The 18,354-nt window shown below is 66.2% G+C and carries 15 protein-coding genes; 2 read left to right on the forward strand and 13 right to left on the reverse strand.

Translation table 11 applies throughout. The annotated features are described in order from the left end of the window. Window positions 1-217: 217 nt before the first annotated feature. The 12 genes from GCN75_RS02795 to GCN75_RS02850 all read right to left on the reverse strand — a co-directional run bounded on the left by GCN75_RS02795 (window position 218) and on the right by GCN75_RS02850 (window position 16,188). Window positions 218-598, reverse strand: coding sequence for a KGG domain-containing protein (locus GCN75_RS02795; protein ID WP_152281232.1), 381 nt, complete (start codon window positions 596-598; stop codon window positions 218-220). A 194-nt stretch (window positions 599-792) separates the two neighbouring features. After that, entirely contained in the window at window positions 793-1,467 is a 675-nt protein-coding gene (pdeM, locus tag GCN75_RS02800) for a ligase-associated DNA damage response endonuclease PdeM (RefSeq protein WP_152281233.1), read from the reverse strand. After that, on the reverse strand, window positions 1,464-3,923 hold the full coding sequence (locus GCN75_RS02805; RefSeq protein ID WP_152281234.1) for a ligase-associated DNA damage response DEXH box helicase: 2,460 nt from the start codon (window positions 3,921-3,923) through the stop codon (window positions 1,464-1,466). Before GCN75_RS02805 ends, pdeM begins: the two co-directional genes overlap by 4 nt. Window positions 3,924-3,930: 7 nt before the next feature. Continuing rightward, window positions 3,931-5,574 carry an ATP-dependent DNA ligase gene (locus GCN75_RS02810; RefSeq protein ID WP_152281235.1) on the reverse strand — a complete coding sequence of 548 codons (1,644 nt, stop codon included), beginning with the start codon at window positions 5,572-5,574 and terminating at the stop codon, window positions 3,931-3,933. Continuing rightward, window positions 5,567-6,610, reverse strand: a complete 1,044-nt coding sequence (locus GCN75_RS02815; protein ID WP_152281236.1) for a ligase-associated DNA damage response exonuclease — start codon at window positions 6,608-6,610, stop codon at window positions 5,567-5,569. Before GCN75_RS02815 ends, GCN75_RS02810 begins: the two co-directional genes overlap by 8 nt. Window positions 6,611-6,709: 99 nt before the next feature. Continuing rightward, entirely contained in the window at window positions 6,710-8,407 is a 1,698-nt protein-coding gene (locus GCN75_RS02820) for a RecQ family ATP-dependent DNA helicase (RefSeq protein ID WP_152281237.1), read from the reverse strand. Window positions 8,408-8,513: 106 nt separating this feature from the next. After that, window positions 8,514-8,912 (reverse strand): MAPEG family protein, encoded by a 399-nt coding sequence (locus GCN75_RS02825; RefSeq protein WP_116745213.1) that lies wholly within the window; start codon window positions 8,910-8,912, stop codon window positions 8,514-8,516. Window positions 8,913-8,962: 50 nt separating this feature from the next. Continuing rightward, entirely contained in the window at window positions 8,963-12,367 is a 3,405-nt protein-coding gene (locus tag GCN75_RS02830; protein WP_152281238.1) for a hybrid sensor histidine kinase/response regulator, read from the reverse strand. Further along, entirely contained in the window at window positions 12,364-13,488 is a 1,125-nt protein-coding gene (locus tag GCN75_RS02835) for a hybrid sensor histidine kinase/response regulator (RefSeq protein WP_152281239.1), read from the reverse strand. The genes GCN75_RS02830 and GCN75_RS02835 overlap by 4 nt, the downstream gene beginning before the upstream one ends. A 106-nt stretch (window positions 13,489-13,594) precedes the next feature. Next, entirely contained in the window at window positions 13,595-14,224 is a 630-nt protein-coding gene (locus GCN75_RS02840; RefSeq protein ID WP_152281240.1) for a chemotaxis protein CheB, read from the reverse strand. 4 nt (window positions 14,225-14,228) lie between these two features. Then, window positions 14,229-15,074 (reverse strand): CheR family methyltransferase, encoded by an 846-nt coding sequence (locus GCN75_RS02845; protein ID WP_193317355.1) that lies wholly within the window; start codon window positions 15,072-15,074, stop codon window positions 14,229-14,231. Window positions 15,075-15,201: 127 nt separating this feature from the next. Further along, window positions 15,202-16,188, reverse strand: coding sequence for an aldo/keto reductase (locus GCN75_RS02850; RefSeq protein ID WP_152281241.1), 987 nt, complete (start codon window positions 16,186-16,188; stop codon window positions 15,202-15,204). 90 nt (window positions 16,189-16,278) lie between these two features. Between GCN75_RS02850 and GCN75_RS02855 the strand changes: the two genes are divergently transcribed. Both GCN75_RS02855 and GCN75_RS02860 read left to right on the forward strand, forming a co-directional pair. Then, on the forward strand, window positions 16,279-17,169 hold the full coding sequence (locus GCN75_RS02855; protein WP_226941031.1) for a LysR family transcriptional regulator: 891 nt from the start codon (window positions 16,279-16,281) through the stop codon (window positions 17,167-17,169). A 77-nt stretch (window positions 17,170-17,246) separates the two neighbouring features. Beyond that, the gene (locus tag GCN75_RS02860) at window positions 17,247-17,756 is read left to right on the forward strand and encodes a GAF domain-containing protein (RefSeq protein WP_152281242.1); all 510 of its coding nucleotides are present in this window, start codon (window positions 17,247-17,249) and stop codon (window positions 17,754-17,756) included. On the opposite strand, the gene GCN75_RS02865 is transcribed toward GCN75_RS02860, so the two are convergent. Next, window positions 17,757-18,353 (reverse strand): O-methyltransferase, encoded by a 597-nt coding sequence (locus GCN75_RS02865; RefSeq protein ID WP_193317356.1) that lies wholly within the window; start codon window positions 18,351-18,353, stop codon window positions 17,757-17,759. Window position 18,354 lies beyond the last annotated feature (1 nt).

Raw genomic sequence — 18,354 nt, forward strand, 5'->3', positions numbered from 1 at the left:
ATTGCAAGGTCATTGCGTAGTGGCCGTGGGCCGTGGGCCGTGGGCCGTGGCCTGGCGGCGTCGGCGCCGCGGCGGCGGCGCAGCTATTTCATCATAGTCCATGCCTGCTGCAATGCATCAAAATTTTTATCGCGGCCGACAGCGCCGCAAGTGGCCAGCGGAAATACACGATTCCCGCTGGCCAGGCCTGCCTGCGACCGCTTCCGCCGACGGGCGCTTACTTGTTGCGCGAGCCGGACGATCCCGAGCCCGAACCTGCACCGCCGCTTTGCTTGTTGCCACTGTCGCGGTTGGCATCCTGGTTCATGCTGGCATTGTCACGCGAGCCGCCGGAGCTGCCGGAGCTGGCGGCACTTTGCCGGTTAGCATCGTTCTTGTGGCTTTGGCTGCCTGCGCGGCGCGCTTCTTCCGACGTGAATTCATGGGCCGTGCCCTTTTCATGGGCGGCGCGTCCCCCTTCGCTGGCGATTTCGCGCTGCTGGGCGGGGTCCATGGAAGCAAAGCCACGTTTGCTGGTATCGCTTTGCTTGCTCCCGCCGCTGCTACTGCCGCTGCTCGTTTTACTACCTTGCTGTTTATTGTCGCTCGATGTGGCCATGATGATCTCCTTGATCGATGGAATCAGAAAACAGTGCAAACCATGCAATTCTTTCCCCTCGCATGGCAAGGGAACCGTCATCTTAGTGCGCGCATGGGGCACAAGAAATAGGAGGATGGCAAGAGCGCATGTAGGATGAGTCCCGCCCGCGGTGGCATAGTTACTTTCAGTTTTCCACCAACAGTACCAGACACTCAGCAGTTAGCGGGAATGGGGAAAATCGCCGCGTCCGCCGTCACGTACACGCGCTCGCCAACGGCTGGCCGCACCGCATGCCCTCCCGTAAAGGCGCCGAACGAGGGCAGGATGGCGCGCTGCCTGCCCAGCAGGAAACACGGCAGGCGCAGGCCGCCCCCCGTTGCGCGCAGAAGAAACACGGGATGCACGTGGCCCGCCAGCACATAGCCGGGCGCGACGGTGTCCGGGTGATGGCAGAACGAAAGCGGGCCCACGCTGTGCGGTTCCTCCACCATGGCGATGCCCAGCGCGGCGGCCGGGTCGCCCGCATGCGCGTCGTGGTTACCGCGCACCACCGTCAAGCGCAGCTGCGGATGGCGCGCGCGCCAGGCCAGCATGGCCGCCACGGTGGCAGCCGCATGCGCGGCACGCGCGTGCAGAAAGTCGCCGAGAAAAACGATTTCCTCGCAGGCGTAACTGGCCAGCAGGGCATCGAGCGCCAGCAGGTTTTGCGTGGTGGTGCCGCGCGGCACGGGTACGCCCAGCGCGCGAAACGCGGCCGCCTTGCCGAAATGGATGTCCGCGACAATCAGCATCTTGCGCGCCGGCCAGTACACGGCCTTGTGCGCCAGCAGCCATAGCGTCTCGCCGGCCAGTTCCACCACGTAATGCGCTTGCCGCAGCCCGTTCATGCGGCCGCCTTTTCCAGCGCGCTCACCAGGCGCGCCACCCGGTCCGACAGCTTTTCCGTCGTCAGCTGTTCGCGGAAGCGCTCGACCATGAGGCCGAAGGCAAACGGCGAAGCGCGGGCCAGGGGCTGCAGCGCCAGCTGGCGGCCATGCAGCTCGCGCAAGGTGGCGCGCAAGCGCGTCAGTTCCAGTTCCTGTTCCAGCACTTCGCGCTGCGCCTGCGTGAGCAGCAGATTGGCTGCATCGTGCTTGCGGAACACTTCAAAAAACAGCGAGGACGACGCTTGCAGCTGGCGCGCGCTTTTCGGCTGGCCCGGATATCCCTGGAACACGAGGCCGGCGATGCGGGCGATTTCGCGGAAGCGCCGCTGCGACAGTTCCGTCGCATTCAGGCTGGCCAGCACGTCTTCGAGCAGATTGTCCGTGCTGAACAGGGGCACATCGGCGCCGCTGGCCCCCGTCAGCAACGGCGCAAAGGCGATATCGTCCGCGCCCAGCAGTTCAAAGCCGTAATCGTTGACGGCGATCGACAAGGTGGCCGGCTGCACGCGCGCGATGCGATACGCGAGCAGCGACGCCAGGCCCAGGTGTACCGAGCGGCCCGCAAACGGATACACGAACAGATGCCGGCCCTCGCGGCTGGACAAGGTTTCCAGCAACAGGGCCGAGCGCGTGGGCAGGCTCGACCATTTCTGCTGGATGGCCAGCAGCGGCGCCAGCGCCCGCATCTCGGGCCCGCTGGCCCGGCCCTCCTGCGCCAGCTGCAGCTGGTCCAGCACGGCATGCGCCAGTTCCGACGACAGCGGCATCTTGCCGCCCTGCCAGCGCGGCACGGCGCCGCGGCTGCCGCTGGCGCGCCGCACGTACGCCGTCATCTCGTGCACGCGCACGAATTCCAGGATGCGCCCGCCGAACAGGAAATGGTCGCCTTGTTTCAGGCGGGCGATGAACGATTCCTCGATGCTGCCGATGCGTCCGCCGCCGAGGAATTTGACCTGGATCGCCGCTTCCGACACGATGGTGCCGATGCTCATGCGGTGGCGCCGCGCCAGGGCCGCGTCCGGCACGCGGTACACGCCCTGCTCGTCCGGCAGCACTCTGCGGTATTCCGGGTACACGGCGAGGCTTTGCCCGCCGCGCGCGACGAAATCGAGCGCCCATTGCCACTCGTCCAGGGTCAGGTGGCGGTAGGACCAGGCGCCGCGCACTTCCCCGTACAGCTCCGGCGACGCGAAACCGCCGCCCAGGGCGATCGTCACCAGGTGCTGCACCAGCACGTCGAGCGGCTTGTCGGGCACGGGCCGCGCTTCCAGGTGGCCCTGCGCCAGGGCGGCGCGGGCACCGGCCGCTTCCAGCAATTCCAGGCTGTTGGTGGGCACCAGCGTGACGCGCGAAATGCGTCCCGGCGCGTGGCCGCTGCGCCCTGCCCGCTGCACCAGGCGCGCAATGCCCTTGGCGCTGCCCACCTGCAGCACCCGTTCGACGGGCAGGAAATCGACGCCCAGGTCCAGGCTGGACGTGCACACGACGGCTTTCAGTTCGCCCGTTTTCAAATGCTGCTCGACCCACTCGCGCACTTCGCGGTCCAGCGAACCGTGGTGCAGCGCGATCAGGCCCGCCCAGTCGGGCCGCGCATCGAGCAGGTGCTGGTACCACAGCTCGGCCTGCGAACGCGTATTCGTAAACACCAGGGTGGTGGCGCTGCCCTCGATCTCGGCGATCAGCGGCTGCAGCATCTGGATGCCCAGGTGCCCGCCCCATGGAAAGCGCGTGGGGTTGGCGGGGATCAAACTGTCGACCAGGATGCGTTTTTTGACCTTGCCTTCGACCAGCACGCCATCGTTTTCCGCGCCCAGCAGTACGTCCTGCGCCTGGACCAGGTTGCCCAGGGTGGCCGACAGGCCCCACGTCATCAGGTGTTCCTGCCAGCGGCGCAAGCGGGCCAGCGCCAGTTGCACCTGCACGCCGCGCTTGCTGCCCATCAATTCATGCCACTCGTCGACGATCACCGTTTCCAGCAAGCTGAAGCGTTGCCGGGCATCCGCCTGGCTCAGCATCAGCGACAGGCTTTCCGGCGTGGTGACGAGCACCTCGGGCCAGGCCTTTGCCTGGCGCGCCCGCTGCGCGGCGCTCGTGTCGCCCGTGCGCGACTCGATGCGCCATCCGGGAGCCAGGTCCGCGCCCGAGGCTTGCAGCGCGCGCACCGTGTCGGCCGCCAGCGCCCGCATGGGCGTGATCCACAGCACGCGCAAGCCCTGCTTCCTGTCCTTGCGCTGCAGCCGTTGCGCGCGCAGCAAGGCGCCGAACCAGACCGCATACGTCTTGCCGGAACCCGTGCTGGCGTGCAGCAAGCCGGATCGCCCCTGCGCGGCCGCGCGCCAGACGCTGCGCTGGAACGGAAACACGCTCCAGCCGCGTCCGGCAAACCATGCGTCGATGCGCTGCGCCAGCGCGCTCATCGCTTGCTCATGCAGCGGTCGCCAGCATGGCCTTCAGGGTGGCCAGGGTATCCGCGTCGGCGATGGCCTTGTCTTCGCGCCGGCGCAGGATGCGGGGAAAGCGCACGGCGATGCCCGCCTTGTGGCGGCTGGACGCGGCAATGCCCTCGAAGCCGATCTCGAACACCATCGTAGGCCGCACGCTGCGCACGGGGCCGAATTTTTCTATGGTGGTCTTGCGGATGGCCGCGTCGACCTGGGCGATTTCCGCATCCGTCAAGCCCGAATAGGCCTTGGCGAACGGCACCAGCTTGCGCTCTTCCCCAGGCTCGCCCGTCCCTTCGCCATCCCACACGGCAAATGTGTAGTCCGTGTACAGCGAAGCGCGCCGGCCGTGGCCCGCCTGCGCATAGATCAGTACGGCGTCGATGGCATACGGGTCGATCTTCCATTTCCACCAGGTGCCCCCGTCCTTCGTGCGGCCCACGCCATACGCGGCCGTGACGGCCTTGAGCATCAGGCCTTCCACGCCGCGCGCCCGCGATTCGCTGCGGATGGCCGCCAGAGCATCCCAGCTGGCAGCCATGATGCGCGGCGACAAACGCAGCGCGGGCGCGTTCACGCCGGCCACCACGGTTTCCAGCAGCGCGCGCCGTTCCAGCTGGGGCAACTGGCGGACATCCACGCCATCCATTTCCAGCACGTCATAGGCCACCAGCACGGCCGGCAATGCGGCCAGCAGCTTGGGCGATACCGTCTTGCGGCCCATGCGCTGCTGCAAATCGGCAAATGGCGCCGGCACGTCGCCCGGCTGCCAGACGAGGATTTCCCCATCGAGCACGGTGCCCTCGGGCAAGGCCAGCTGCGCCAGTTCGGGAAAGCGCTGCGTGATCAATTCTTCGCCGCGCGACCACAGCCAGTTCACGCCGTCGCGGCGCAGCAGCTGGGCCCGCATGCCGTCGTATTTCCACTCGGCCAGCCAGCCGCCGACGTCGCCCAATGTCTCCGGTCCCGCCTGCAAGGGGTGCGCGAGGAAAAACGGATACGGCTGGCCGCCGCGCAGCGCATGTTCGTCGTCCGACGGCGCGCCGATCAGCTTGAGAAAGCCCGCGCCCGTGGGGCTGACCTTGCCATCGGTCCAGCCCATCAGGCGCTGGGCGATGAGCTTGCCGTCGACGGCGGCGATGGACGCCAGCGCGCGCGTCACCAGCAATTTCGAGACGCCCACGCGAAAGCCGCCGCCGATCAGCTTGATCAATAAAAACCGTTCGCGCGTTTCCAGCTCATCCCAGTAGGCCAGCAGCGCGGCGCGGACGGCGTCGGGCGCCGCGCCGCGCAAGGGCGCGATGCGCTGCTCGACCCATTCGGCCAGGCCGATGTCGCTGCGCTGGGAGGGTGCGGGCAGAATCAGGGCGATGGTTTCGGCCAGGTCGCCCACGGCGTGATACGCCTCGTCGAACAGCCAGGCATCGAGGCCCGCCCGTTCGGTGGCATATTCGCGCAGCAATCTGGTGGGCACGGCCTGGCGCGGCTTGCCGCCGGCCAGGAAATACACGGCCCAGGCCGCGTTCTCGGGCGCGGCCCGCTGGAAATACGCTTGCAGCGCCGCCAGCTTGCGGCTGGTGGAGGTGGTTTCGTCGAGTTCCCCGTACAACTGGGCAAATTCACGCATGGGGCGCTGCCTCCTGCGGTGCGGCCTGGCCCGCATCGGCGCCGTCTTCCGCCTCGTCGTCGCCATATTCCGTCTCGAAGCCGCCTGCCTGCCAGCCGTTTTGCTGCAGCCAGCGCACCATCACGGGAATCGAGCCGTGCGTGACGATGATGCGTTCGGCCTGCGTGGCCGCGATGGCTTGCATCAGGCCCGGCCAGTCGGCATGGTCGGACAGCACGAAACCGCGGTCCACGCCGCGCCGCCGGCGCGCGCCGCGCAGCAGCATCCAGCCGCTGGCAAACGCATCGCTGTAGTCGCCGAAACGCTTCATCCACGGCGAGCCGGCGGCCGACGGCGGCGCGATCACCAGCGCCGTCTTCAGGGCGGCCTTGTCCGTGACCTCGCCCACCATGACGGTGGCGGGCAAGGCCACGCCGCACTCGCGGTAGACCTGCGTCAATGCCTGCGCCGCGCCATGGCAGACAATGGGACCGATGGACGCGTCGAGTCCCGCCAGGATGCGTTGCGCCTTGCCGAAGGCATAGCAGAACAGCACGCTGGTGCGCCCTTCGGCCGCGTTGCTGCGCCACCAGCGGTTGATCTCGTCGTAGATTTCCTGCGGCGCCTGCCAACGGTAGATGGGCAGGCCGAATGTGGATTCCGTGATGAACGTATCGCAGCGCACGATCTCGAACGGCGCGCAGGTAGGATCGGGCTGCAGCTTGTAGTCGCCGGACGCCACCCAGACCTGGCCGCCGTGCTGCATGCGCACCTGGGCGGAACCGAGCACGTGGCCGGTCGGATGCAGCGAGACGTGCACGCCGTGGTGCGCGATGGTGTCGCCATATGCGAGGCCCTGGATGGTCACGGCGCCCAGGCGCGCGCGCAGCACCGGCACGCCGTCAGCGGCGCACAGGTAATGCCGGTGGCCGATGCGCGCATGGTCGGCATGCGCATGCGTGATGATGGCGCGCTCGACGGGGCGCCACGGGTCGATGTAGAACTGACCCGGCACACAGTACAAGCCCTCCTTGCGCACCACTACCATGTCTGCCATGCCCAGCTCCTTGCGTTGGCACAAGCGCGAAACCGCGTTGGAATGCAATGATTCTAGCGCTCTTACGCGCGATCATTTGTTCGACAGCGCACAATGGGGTCACGCCGGTGCGACAAACTCGGCCATGAAGGTGCGCGTGGTGTTTTCCGGAAACGCAATGGTGACCTGGTCGCCCGCCACCGACAGCACGGTGCCCGTCTGGTAGCGGGGCACGCGCACGCGGCTGCCCACTGTCAGCTGGGGCGTAGGCAGCCCGGCGGGCGCAGGCGCCACGGCCGGCGCTTGCGGTATCTCGTCCAGGGAAATGGGCGCGGCCAGCGCAGGCGGCGACTGGCAATTGTCGCAGGTGCAGCAACGCTCAAAATCGTCCGCATCGCCAAAGTACTCGAGCAGCAATTTCCAGCGGCAAAAGCCGCTTTGCGCATACGCCACCATCTGTTCGAGCGCCTGCCTGTCGCGCTCCTGCTTGCCGACATAGATGTGCGCCAGCTGCGCATACGTGGGCGAAGCGGCCAACGGGGCTTTCAGGCTGTAGCCCAGCTTGCGGTCCTGGCGCAGCAACTTGCCGTCCTTCAACAGTTTCAGGCAAACCTTCAGGTGGCTGGAGGAATACTCGGGCAGGCTGGACGCCAGCGCATCGATAGTGAAGGTGGCGGGCAATTCCTGCGCTGCCGCAACGATGGCCGCCAGTTCCCCGTCCGTGGGGTAATGCTTGGCGAGAAAAAACTGCTGTACCCGCTTGTCTTCCTGGAAGTACAGCAAGGTGCAGTCGGCGGGCAAGCCGTCGCGGCCCGCCCGGCCCGATTCCTGGTAGTACGCTTCCAGGTTGGCGGGCACTTGCAAATGGATCACGAAGCGCGTATCGGGCTTGTCGATGCCCATGCCGAAGGCGTTGGTGGCGACCATGATGCGGCGCTCGCCGCCCATGAACAGGTCCTGGTTGTGCTTGCGCTCGCGCGCTGCCAGCTTGCCGTGATAGCAGCTGACGCTTTCGCCCAGCGCTTGCAGGCGCGCCGTCAATGCCTCGACAGCCTTGACGGTGGCCGCATACACGATACCCACGCCGGCCGTCTCGCGCAGCAGGCGCAGGACGGCGTCCTGTTGTTCGCCCGCGTTGGTCACCTGGATCACGCGGTAGCGCAAATTGGCCCGGTAGATGCCGGTATTAATGATATGCAACTTGCGCGCTTCCAGCTGCGTGTCGATATCGGCAATCACCTCTTCGGTAGCCGTGGCCGTCAGCGCCAGCACGGGCGGACGGCCCAGCGCGCGCAGGGCGGCGGCGATTTCCAGGAAGGCGGGACGGAAATCGTGGCCCCACTGGGAAATGCAATGGGCTTCATCGATGACGACCAGGCTGGGCGGCGCGGCCCCCAGCAGTGACAGGAATGCGGGACTGGCCAGGCGTTCCGGCGTGCAAAAGATGATGAGCTTGCCGCCCTCGGCGATGCGGGCGATGGCCTCGTCTTCTTCGGCGCGCGTCAGGCTGCTGTTGAGCTGCACGGCCGTGATGCCCAGCTGCTGCAGCTTTTCCAGCTGGTCCTGCATCAGCGAGATCAGCGGCGACACCACCAGGGTCGCGCCCGGCAACAGGGCGGCGGGAAGCTGGTAGCACAGCGACTTGCCGCTGCCGGTGGGCATGATGGCCAGGGTGTCGCGCCCCGCCAGCACGCTGTCGATGACTTCCTGCTGGCCCGCGCGCAAGCGCGTCACGCCAAATACCGAGCGCAGCAGGCGCTGGATCTTGCGCCGGCGGGCGCTGCCCGGGTCTTGCACTGCAGAAGTGTTCGTCGCCATCGTGGTCCGGTCCCTGACATGCCGGCGCCAGCCGCCAGCTTGTCCCCACTTTACGGCCGTGCCCGGCGCACCGCCATAGGACGGCGACCCCAGCCAGCGTAGGATTTCAGGAAGCGAACAGGATGGCCCAGAACAGCATCAGCAAGCCCGCAATCGACACGCACCACACGAGCGTGCGCACGACGGGCACGCCAAACGCGTACAGGGGCAGGTACAGCACGCGCGCGGCCAGGTACAGGGCGGCGCCGTACAGGGTCAGCGCACTTTCCTGCGCCGTGACGTGGGCGATCAGCACGGCGACAGCAAACAGGGGCAGGGTTTCAAACAGGTTCGCCTGGGCCCGCTGCAAGCGGCCCGTGATCTTGCCCACGGGCGGACCGTCGCCGTCGCGCGCGCTCACGTTATAGGCCGTACCCGTTTCGCGCGTGCGGAACAGCGCGGGCAGCAGGATTTGCACCAGGGCCAGCACGAGGGTGCAGCCAAGCATGGTCAGTTCAGGAGTCATCAGTTCGCCTCTGCGGGGTGAGACGGGCTGGCCATGCTGGCGCGTGCCCGTCAGGGTTGGTCGAGTGCTGCTTGCAACTCCATCAAATCATAGGGCTTGCGCAAGACGCTGGCGGAAAAGCCCAGTTCATCCATCGATTCCTTGCCATAGCCCGTGGAAAAGATGATGCGCATATCCGGCTTGTCGCGCAGCACCATGCGTGCCAACGCGATGCCGGACATGCCGGGCAGGCTGACATCGGTAAACAGGATATCGAAGTCTTGCTCGTTAAGCAACTTCCACGCCGCCTCGCCATCGGACACGCCGCTGACCGTATGGCCCAGCATGCCCACCAGCTCGCACACCATCAGCTGGGAATCGAGATTGTCTTCCACCACGAGAATTTTCATCGATGTCGGCATGTCCCCCTGCGGTACCAAGGCATGGCCCGTCAAATCCAGCCCTGGCGTGCCGCCCCCCAGCACGCTGGCTGCCGGGCTGCCCGCCGCCTGCATGCCGGCCAGCGGCGCGCCGGAGCGCTCGAACTGGCGCGCGCGCAATTGCTGCTGGCGGTTGGCCAGCACATGGCGCAGCTTGCGCGCCAGCTCTTCGCGCCGGTACGGCTTGCTGAGCAATTCCACGCCCGCATCGAGCCTGCCCTCATGCACGATGATGTCTTGCGCATAGCCCGAGGTAAACAAGACGGCGATATCGGGCTGCAGCTCGCGCGCCTGGCGCGCCATCTCCGTGCTGCTGACGGGGCCGGGCATGATCACGTCCGTAAACAGCAGGTCGATCTGCGCGCCGCTGTGCAGCACGGCCAGCGCGCTTTCGCCATCTTCGGCCTTGAGCACCGTGTAGCCAAGCGCGCCCAGCATGTCGACCACGGTGGTGCGCACGCCCACGTCGTCTTCCACCACCAGCACGGTTTCCGTGCCGCCCGTGACAACGCCGCTCAATTCCAGTTCCTCGTCCGCTTCAGCCATCAGGGAGCGGGGCAAATAGATTTTGACTCCCGTGCCCACGCCAGGTTCACTGTAAATGCGGATATGGCCGCGGCTTTGCGTGACGAAACCATACGCCATCGACAGGCCCAGGCCCGTGCCCGCGCCTTCCGGCTTGGTGGTGAAGAACGGCTCGAACGCGCGCTGCAGCACGGGGCCGCTCATGCCGCGGCCCGTATCGGTCACGGACAGCATCACATATTGCCCGGCCGGCACGTCGACCAGGTTGTGCACATACTGTTCGTCAAGCACAACATTGCCCAGCTCGATGGTCAGCTTGCCCACACCATCCATGGCGTCGCGCGCATTGATGGCCAGGTTGAGGATGACGTTCTCGATCTGGCTGCGGTCGACCAGGGTATTCCACAGGCCGCCGCCGCCCACCAGCGTGATGTCGATCGCTTCGCCCAGGGCGCGCCGCAGCAGCGCATCCATGTTGCGCACCACGCGGGCCAGGTCGGCCACCACGGGCTTCAATGGCTGGCGCCGCGCAAAGGCCAGCAGGTGCGACGACAGCTTGGCGCCCCGCTCGACGGCCGCAATCGCCGTCTCCAGGCGCTGGCGCATGAGGCCATCCGTGCCCGTCAGGTGGTGCAGCAAATGCAAATTGCCGGAGATAATTTGCAACACATTATTGAAGTCGTGCGCGATGCCGCCCGTCAACTGGCCCACGGCTTCCATCTTTTGCGCCTGGCGCAAGGCGTCTTCGGCCTTGGTGCGTTCATTCACTTCCTGTTCGACACGGTGCTCGAGCGTTTCGTTCAATTCATGCAGCGCTTTTTCCACGCGGCGCCGGTCCGTGATATCCGTCTTGACGGCGATCAATGAACGCGTGTGTCCCTGCTCATCGACCAGGCGGCTGACATTGCTCGACACCCACACTTGCGAGCCGTCGGGCTTCAGGTAGCGCTTTTCCAGCGAGAACGATTCTCCCGTTTCCACCAGACGCTGGAACAGTACGTTGTTGCCGGGCACGTCCGCCGGATGCATGATGTCGTTCATGTTCAGACTCAGCAGCTCTTCCGCGGAACGCCCCAGCATGCGGCACAGGGCACCGTTGACGCGCTGGAAACGGCCGTCGAGGCCCAGCTCGGACAAGCCCACGGATGCCTGGCCGAAAATGGCCGCCATGCGCTCCTGGCTGGCGTTCAGTTCATCCTCGATCAGGCGCCGTTCCGTCACGTCGAACGACACGCCCACGTAGCGGCGCTGGCCCGGCACGCGGCCCGCCACCACCTCGCCCTGGCGCGCGATCCAGCGCAGCGCGCCATCGACGGGGCGGCGCACGCGGTACTCCACATATTCCAGGGGATTTTGCGCCAGGTCCAGCTTGCTGGGCCCGACCTTTTGCTGGTCGCGCGCATCGACCAGGCTCACCAGCAAACGTTCCGTCACTTCCTCGCCGTCGGCAATGCCCCACTGGTGGCGGAAGGTGGGCGACACGACCATCGCGCCCGTCTCGGGGAACCATTCGAAGGTGCCGATGCCGCCCGCCTGCTGGGCCAGGCGCAAGCGCTCCTCGCCTTCCATGCGCTCGGTGACGTCGATGCCTTCGACGAGGATGCCCGTGACCGCGCCCTCGTCATCCTTGATGGGCTGGTAGACGAAGTCGATCAGGCGCTGGCCCGTCTGCCCATCGGCCGTCTGCAAATCCACTTTGACCTGGCGCCCTTCATAAGGTTCGCCGCTGCGGTAGACCTGGTCCAGCAAGCCGATGAAGCCCTGCGCCTTGACTTCGGGCAAGGCCGATTCGACCGTCTTGCCCAGCAATTCAAGTTCGGGGCGTCCCACCAGGCGCAGATAGTGTTCGTTCGCCAGCTCAAATACATGCTGCGGCCCCCGCAGCATGGCCATGAAGCTGGGCGCCTGCTGGAACAGGGCGCGCAGCAGTGCGCGTTCCTCGCCCAGGCGGCGGTTGGCCGCGCGCACGGCCTCGCTCTCCGTCTGCAAGGTGGTGTTGAGTTCGCCCAGCTCCGCCGTGGCCAGCTTCAGCTGGCGCCCCTCTTCCATGCGCGCCGTCAATTCCAGCGCCGTGCACAGCACGCCGTCCACCTGGCCGTCGGCGCCATGCACGGGCGTATAGAACAGGTCGAAGCAGACATCCGTCGGTACTCCGTCACGCAGCAGCGGCAAGCAGCTCTCGCGGTGCACCTGCGTCTCGCCGCGCAAGCCGGCCCCGAGGATGCGCGCGTTCCAGTCCCAGATTTCAGGCCAGATGGCCGGCACCGTGCCGCCCAGTGCCGCCGGATGGCGCACGCCGGCAATCTGGATGTAGTCGTCGTTGTAAATCATGACGTGCTGCGGCCCCCACATCAACACCATCGCCATCGGCGAATGGAGCACGATGTCGACGCTGGTGCGCAAATTGGCGGGCCAGCTGTCCAGCGGGCCAAGGCTGGTGGCGGACCAGTCGTGCTGGCGCACCAGTTCGCCCATGCTGCCGCCGCCGCGTGGCCAGGCTGGCGCGCTCATGGAGCCAGTCCCGCTTGCACGCACACCTGGCACTGGCGCGGGATGCGCACCGTCGCCACCGTGCTCTGCGTGGCCGTCGAACTGAGTTCGACCGTGCCGCCATGGGCCTTGACGAACATATTCACCGTGTACAGGCCCAGTCCCAGGCCCTGTCCCGTCTTGCGCTTCTCGCCCGCCTGCTGGAACGGCTCGAACAGGGTGGGCAGCAAGGCGGCGGGAATCACGCCGCGATTGACGATGCGCAACTCGATGCTGTCGGCGGCGCGCCCGTCGAGGGCCAGCTGCACCGGAGTGCCCGGCTCGCCATGCGTGATGGCATTGGATAAGAGATTCGAGATCACTTGCGACAGCAAGCCTGCATCGCACTGCCCGTGCAGCTCGCCCACGCTGCTGACCTCGACCAGCGGGGCCTGGCCGGCCGTCTCGAATTCCTCGACGATGGCGCGCGCCAGCGCCAGGTAGTCGTGCGTGCTGCTGCGCAACTCCATCGTGCCCGAGCGGATGCGCGCCAGGTCCAGCAGCTGGTCGACCATGCGCGCCATGCGCTTGGCGCTGCTTTCGATGCGCTGCGCCGTGACCACCACCTTCGGGTGGTCGCTCATCATCGGCAACAGCATGGCGCCGTTCATCACCACCGACAAGGGCGTGCGCAAGTCGTGGCCCAGCACGGCCGTGAACAGTTCGTTCAAGTGCAGCGCATGCTTGAGCTCGTCGAGCTGCGCCGACAATTCGCGTTTCTGCTGGTACAACTGGACCAGCACCGCCACCTTGCTTTGCAAGGCTTTCACGTCGATGGGCTTGTACAGGAAATCGACGGCGCCCGCCTCGTAGCCACGGAAACTGTAGCTCGGTTCGCGCGACGCGGCCGTGAGGAAAATCAGCGGTATGCTGCGTGTGCGCTCGCTGCCGCGTATCAGTTCGGCCAGCTCGAAACCATCCATCTGCGGCATTTGCACGTCGATCAGGGCGAGTGCGACCTCATGCGTCAACAGCAGTTCCAGCGCTTGCGCGCCCGAATTTGCCTTGAGGATGACTATGCCGGGCCGTGCCAGCACGGCTTCGGCGGCGACCAGGTTTTGCGCGATGTCGTCAACGACGAGGATATGGATAGGTGCGGTCACGGAGTAGTCTTCAGGCATCGCAACGGCAAGATGCCATCGTGTTTCGATATGGATATAAATATTGCTTCAGTTTTTGCATATATTACACGCACTGCTCCACTCCCATTCACTTGTCTCCGCCATCATCGAGCAAGGCCAGGCTGGCGGCCATTTGCGGCAAATCGAGCACGCGGTCGGCGCCGGCCCGCTTGAGTGCGGCGGCCGGCATGATGCCACAACTGGCCCCCGCTGGCTCCTGCACCCAGGCGCTGCCGCCCAGCTGCCGCACGCGCGCCAGGCCCGCCGCGCCGTCGGCCGAGGCGCCCGTCAGGATGATGGCCAGCATGGCGCGCCGGTAGGCGTAGGCGGCCGTTTCCAGCAAGACATCGATCGATGGGCGCGAAAAATACACGGGCTCTTCCTGCGACAGGGAAAAGCAGCCATCGGGTTCGACTTGCAGGTGGTAATCGGGCGGAGCGAAGTAGACGGTGCCGCCTTGCAGCGGTTCCTTGTCCTGCGCTTCGCGCAAGGGCAGCTGGCAGCGCTCCGCATACAGCTGCGGCAACTGGCTGGAGCGGCCCGGCGCCAGGTGCAGCACCACCACCACGGCTGCGCGGCAGGTGGCGGGCAAGGCGCGCAGCACGATGCCCAGCGCTTCCACGCCGCCGGCCGAGGCGCCGATGGCGATCAGGCGCAGGCCCGCAGGCGGCGGCGCCACCTCCGAGCTGGGCAAGCCTGCCTGTGCGCTGTGCGGCATCGGCCTAGGCCCGCTGGAAGATGCGTTCAGCCTGGCTCAGCTCGTTGAAGCTGGCCGCATGGCGGCTGAAATGCAGGCTTTCCTTCATGCCCAGCCCCAGGAAGCCCCGGTTCACCAGCGCTTCGTGGAACAGGCCCAGGGTGCGATCCTGCAAGTCTTTATTGAAGTAAATCATGACATTACGGCAGGAAACCATGTGTACCTCCGAAAACACGCTGTCCGTCGCCAGGCTGTGGTCGGCAAAGACGAACTGGCGCCGCAAACGCCGGTCAAAGATGGCGCCCTTGTAGGCGGCCGTGTAATAGTCGGACAGCGAACGCTTGCCGCCCGCCAGCTGGTAATTTTCGCTGAACTGGGCGATGCGCTCGATCGGATAGATGCCCGCTTCGGCAGCGGCCAGCGCCTCGACGTTGATATCGGTCGCATAGATCATGCTGCGTTCAAGCAAACCTTCCTCTTCCAGCAAGATGGCCAGCGACCACACCTCTTCCCCGCTGCTGCAGCCGGCCACCCAGATCTTGATGGAGGGATAGGTATGCAGGATGGGCACGACTTTTTCGCGCAAGGCGCGGAAATACGCGGGATCGCGGAACATTTCGCTCACTTGCACGGTGAAAAATTGCAGCATCTGCGCAAACATGGCCGGCTCGTGCAAGATGCGGTCCTGCAACTGCGACAGGCTGGCGCAGCCGAAGCGTTCCATGGCCTGGCGCATGCGCCGGCGCAACGACGCCACCGAGTAATCGCGGAAATCGTGCTGATATCTCAGCAAGATTCCTTCAAGCAATAACTTCAATTCGATATCGAAAATATCATCATCTAGCAATTTGACATCCACCCTTCCATGCATGCTGCGTTCCCGGCCCCGCGCCGCTTCGCGCGCGCATGGGGCCAGCCGGAATGCTAGCAGATCGTCGTCGATTTTCCCTCAGGAAAAGCATCAGTTAGGTACGCTGGCGTACACTCGGCCATCTTTTTCACGCATCCACGCCCTTCATGCCCTCCAGCGTGTAACGCGCACCCGCCGCCATGCCCAAGGGAAAGGCCGCGCTCATCGCCGCCAGTTCCGCCCCGTCCAGCCGCACGGCCAGCGCACCGAGGTTGTCGTGCAGGTAGTCGATGCGCTTGGTGCCGGGAATGGGGATGATGTCGTCGCCCTGGGCCAGCAGCCAGGCCAGCGCCAGCTGGGCCGGCGTGCAGCCCTTGTCGCGCGCCATCTCCCGCACCCGCGCGACGATGGCCCCGTTGTGCGCCCGGTTTTCGGCCGCGAAGCGGGGATTGAACCGGCGAAAGTCGCCCGTTTCCAGGCGCTCCTCGCCGGCGACGGCGCCGGTGAGAAAACCGCGTCCCAGGGGGCTGTAGGCAAAGAAACTGGCGCCCACGGCGCGGCAGGCGGCCAGCACGCCCTGCTCCGGCTCGCGCGTCCACAGCGAGTATTCGCTCTGCACGGCGGCCACGGGGCAGAGCGCCGCCGCGCGCAGCAAGGTGGCGGCGCTCACTTCGCACAGGCCCACGGCGCGAATTTTTCCTGCTTGCAGCAGCTGCGCCAGCGCGCCCATTGATTCCTCCAGCGGCGTCTCCAGGTTCAGCCGGTGCAGGTAGAACAGGTCGATGGCGTCCACGCCCAGGCGCGCCAGCGACGCTTCGCACGCCTGGCGGATGGTGGCGGGGGTATTGTCGACGCGGCGCGCATAGCTGCCCGCCTCGCGCGCCAGGCCGCACTTGGTGGCCACCAGCGCTTGCCCCCGCCGGCCTGGCAAAAAGCGTCCCAGCAATTGCTCGTTGTGGCCAAAGCCGTAGGCGTCGGCCGTGTCGAACAGGGTCACGCCCGCCGCCAGCGCCGCTTCCAGGGTGGCCAGCGATTGCGCCTCGTCGGTGGCGCCATAGAATTCCGACATGCCCATGCAGCCCAGGCCCAGTGCCGAACTGGTCAAGCCGCTGTTGCCGATGCGTCGTTGTTGCATGCTGTTCTCCTCAAGTGTCGATATCGATGCCGCCAGTCTGCACGGCGCCCGGCGCCGGGGGAATGTGCGATTTCGTGATACCTTTCTGGTATGAGAGCCCTCGATACCCATGCCTTGCACCTGTTTTGCGCCGTCGCCCGCTGCCTGAACTTCCGCCAGGCGGCGGAGCAATTGCACATGACGCAGCCGCCCCTGTCGCGCGCCATCAGGCTGCTGGAAGACCGGCTGGGCACGCGCTTGTTCGAGCGCGACACGCAGGGCGTGGCCTTGACGCAGGCGGGCCGCACCTTGCTGCCGCAGGCGCTGCACATCCTCGCTTTGCTGGATACGGCGCAAGCATCGCTGCAGCAGGACAGCGCGCCCGCGCGCCTGCGCCTGGGCCTGACCAGCTCGGTGGAAGCGGGCCTGTTCCGCCCCCTGCTCGATGCCCTGGGCAAGCAATTGGGCACGCTGCGCCTGGAATTGACGGCGGCGCCCTCGCCCCGCCTGGTCGCTGCCGTGCGCAAGGGCCAGCTGGACGCGGCCCTGCTGGCCCTGCCCAGCGCCACCTTCGAGCTGGCCGTGCAGCCGCTGGCGCGCCAGCCCATGATGCTGGCCCTGCCGGCCGGGCACCGCCTGGCGAAAAAGCGCAAGCTGGGCCTGTCCGATATTGCCCAGGAATCCGTCTACTGGTTCGAACGGGCGCGCCAGCCCGCCTTTTTCGACCATTGCCAGCACGTGTTTCGCCGCCATGGTTTTGCCCCCGTTTTCTTGCGCGAGGCGCCCGACCACCATGTGCTGCTCAGCGACGTGGCGGCCGGCAAGGGCATGGCCCTGCTGGCCGATTCCTTCCGCGCGCTGCGCCTCGCAGGCGTGGCATACCGGCAACTGGTGGAGGGAGAGGAACTGGCGGCCGGCATCGGCCTGGCCTGGCGGGAAGAGCACGGCCATGCGGCCCTGCCCCTGCTGCGCCGGCTGGCGGCAGAGATGCTGCAGGAATGAAGCAAGGGGACGGCGCACGCGGACGGGCCAGACGCGCTACCATAGCGCCTTCCCCAATTTCAGCCACCACCACGACCATGACGTTTACCATCAGCGACGCCGCCTACGGCACCGATACCCCCGCCGCCAAGCAAGCCATGTATACGGACCTGCGCTCGCAACTGCAGGGCTTGCTGGCGGGCGAAAGCGATTTCATCGCCAATACGGCCAACTTCAGCTCGCTGGTCTTCAACACCATGCCTGGCCTCAACTGGGCCGGCTTTTATTTCCTCAAGGGTGAGGAACTGGTGCTGGGACCGTTCCAGGGCAAGCCCGCCTGCATCCGCATCAAGAAGGGCCGCGGCGTGTGCGGCACCACCGTGGTCGAAGGCAAGTCCATCGTCGTGCAGGATGTGCACGCGTTTCCTGGCCACATCGCCTGCGACGTCAATTCCCGCTCGGAACTGGTGGTGCCCGTGTTTGCGCACGGCCAGATCATCGGCGTGTTCGACCTCGACAGCCCCTTGACGGGCCGTTTCGACGATGTCGACGCGCAAGGCGTCGAATCGCTGGTGCGCGTGCTGGAAGCAACTATCGTTGCCGAATAATCAGTTGCCGGATTTGACGGCGATGAATTCGCCCTTGCCCACCGTCGCCAGGCACGTCGTGTAGCGGCTGTCGGCGCGGATGGCGTCGAGGAAGTCCGCCATGTCCGCGTAGTGCGAGCTGGCGTTGTCAACCACCAGCACGCCACCGGCGGCCAGCACGCGGTCCAGCTGCGGCCACCACTGCGCGTATTGCTGGCGCGCGGAATCGAGAAAGATGAAATCGTAGGCGCCATCGGCCGCGTCGCGCAGCACGTCGCCCGCGTCCGCCAGCAGCTGCCCGATCACGCCTTGCAATTGCGCGCGCGCAAAATTGGCATGCGCCATGTCGAACTTGTCCTGCGCCTTTTCCACCGTCACCACGCTGCCGCCGAGCGAGCGCGCCGCGCGCGCCAGCCACAGGGTCGAGTAGCCGTTCGAGGTGCCGATTTCCAGCAGCCGGCGCGCGCCGTGCGCGTGCACGAGCACGGCCAGCAATTCGCCCGTATCGCGCGTGATGTTGAGCATGCGGCTGGCACGCTCCGTGTGCGCCGCATCGTTGCTGCTACCGAATGCTTCGAGTTCGCTTAATAGGGTATCAAGGGTATCGATGCCGTGCATG

Origin of the sequence: Janthinobacterium violaceinigrum (assembly GCF_009208555.1) — a bacterium.
GTDB classification, from domain to species: Bacteria; Pseudomonadota; Gammaproteobacteria; order Burkholderiales; family Burkholderiaceae_D; genus Janthinobacterium; species Janthinobacterium violaceinigrum.

What these genes read in the sequence shown, in the direction of transcription:
- GCN75_RS02795 (WP_152281232.1), bottom strand. Translation starts at nt 598, where the DNA reads ATGGCCACATCGAGCGACAATAAACAGCAAGGTAGTAAAACGAGCAGC.
- pdeM (WP_152281233.1), bottom strand. Translation starts at nt 1,467, where the DNA reads ATGAACGGGCTGCGGCAAGCGCATTACGTGGTGGAACTGGCCGGCGAG.
- GCN75_RS02805 (WP_152281234.1), bottom strand. Translation starts at nt 3,923, where the DNA reads ATGAGCGCGCTGGCGCAGCGCATCGACGCATGGTTTGCCGGACGCGGC.
- GCN75_RS02810 (WP_152281235.1), bottom strand. Translation starts at nt 5,574, where the DNA reads ATGCGTGAATTTGCCCAGTTGTACGGGGAACTCGACGAAACCACCTCC.
- GCN75_RS02815 (WP_152281236.1), bottom strand. Translation starts at nt 6,610, where the DNA reads ATGGCAGACATGGTAGTGGTGCGCAAGGAGGGCTTGTACTGTGTGCCG.
- GCN75_RS02820 (WP_152281237.1), bottom strand. Translation starts at nt 8,407, where the DNA reads ATGGCGACGAACACTTCTGCAGTGCAAGACCCGGGCAGCGCCCGCCGG.
- GCN75_RS02825 (WP_116745213.1), bottom strand. Translation starts at nt 8,912, where the DNA reads ATGACTCCTGAACTGACCATGCTTGGCTGCACCCTCGTGCTGGCCCTG.
- GCN75_RS02830 (WP_152281238.1), bottom strand. Translation starts at nt 12,367, where the DNA reads ATGAGCGCGCCAGCCTGGCCACGCGGCGGCGGCAGCATGGGCGAACTG.
- GCN75_RS02840 (WP_152281240.1), bottom strand. Translation starts at nt 14,224, where the DNA reads ATGCCGCACAGCGCACAGGCAGGCTTGCCCAGCTCGGAGGTGGCGCCG.
- GCN75_RS02845 (WP_193317355.1), bottom strand. Translation starts at nt 15,074, where the DNA reads ATGCATGGAAGGGTGGATGTCAAATTGCTAGATGATGATATTTTCGAT.
- GCN75_RS02850 (WP_152281241.1), bottom strand. Translation starts at nt 16,188, where the DNA reads ATGCAACAACGACGCATCGGCAACAGCGGCTTGACCAGTTCGGCACTG.
- GCN75_RS02855 (WP_226941031.1), top strand. Translation starts at nt 16,279, where the DNA reads ATGAGAGCCCTCGATACCCATGCCTTGCACCTGTTTTGCGCCGTCGCC.
- GCN75_RS02860 (WP_152281242.1), top strand. Translation starts at nt 17,247, where the DNA reads ATGACGTTTACCATCAGCGACGCCGCCTACGGCACCGATACCCCCGCC.
- GCN75_RS02865 (WP_193317356.1), bottom strand. Translation starts at nt 18,353, where the DNA reads ATGCACGGCATCGATACCCTTGATACCCTATTAAGCGAACTCGAAGCA.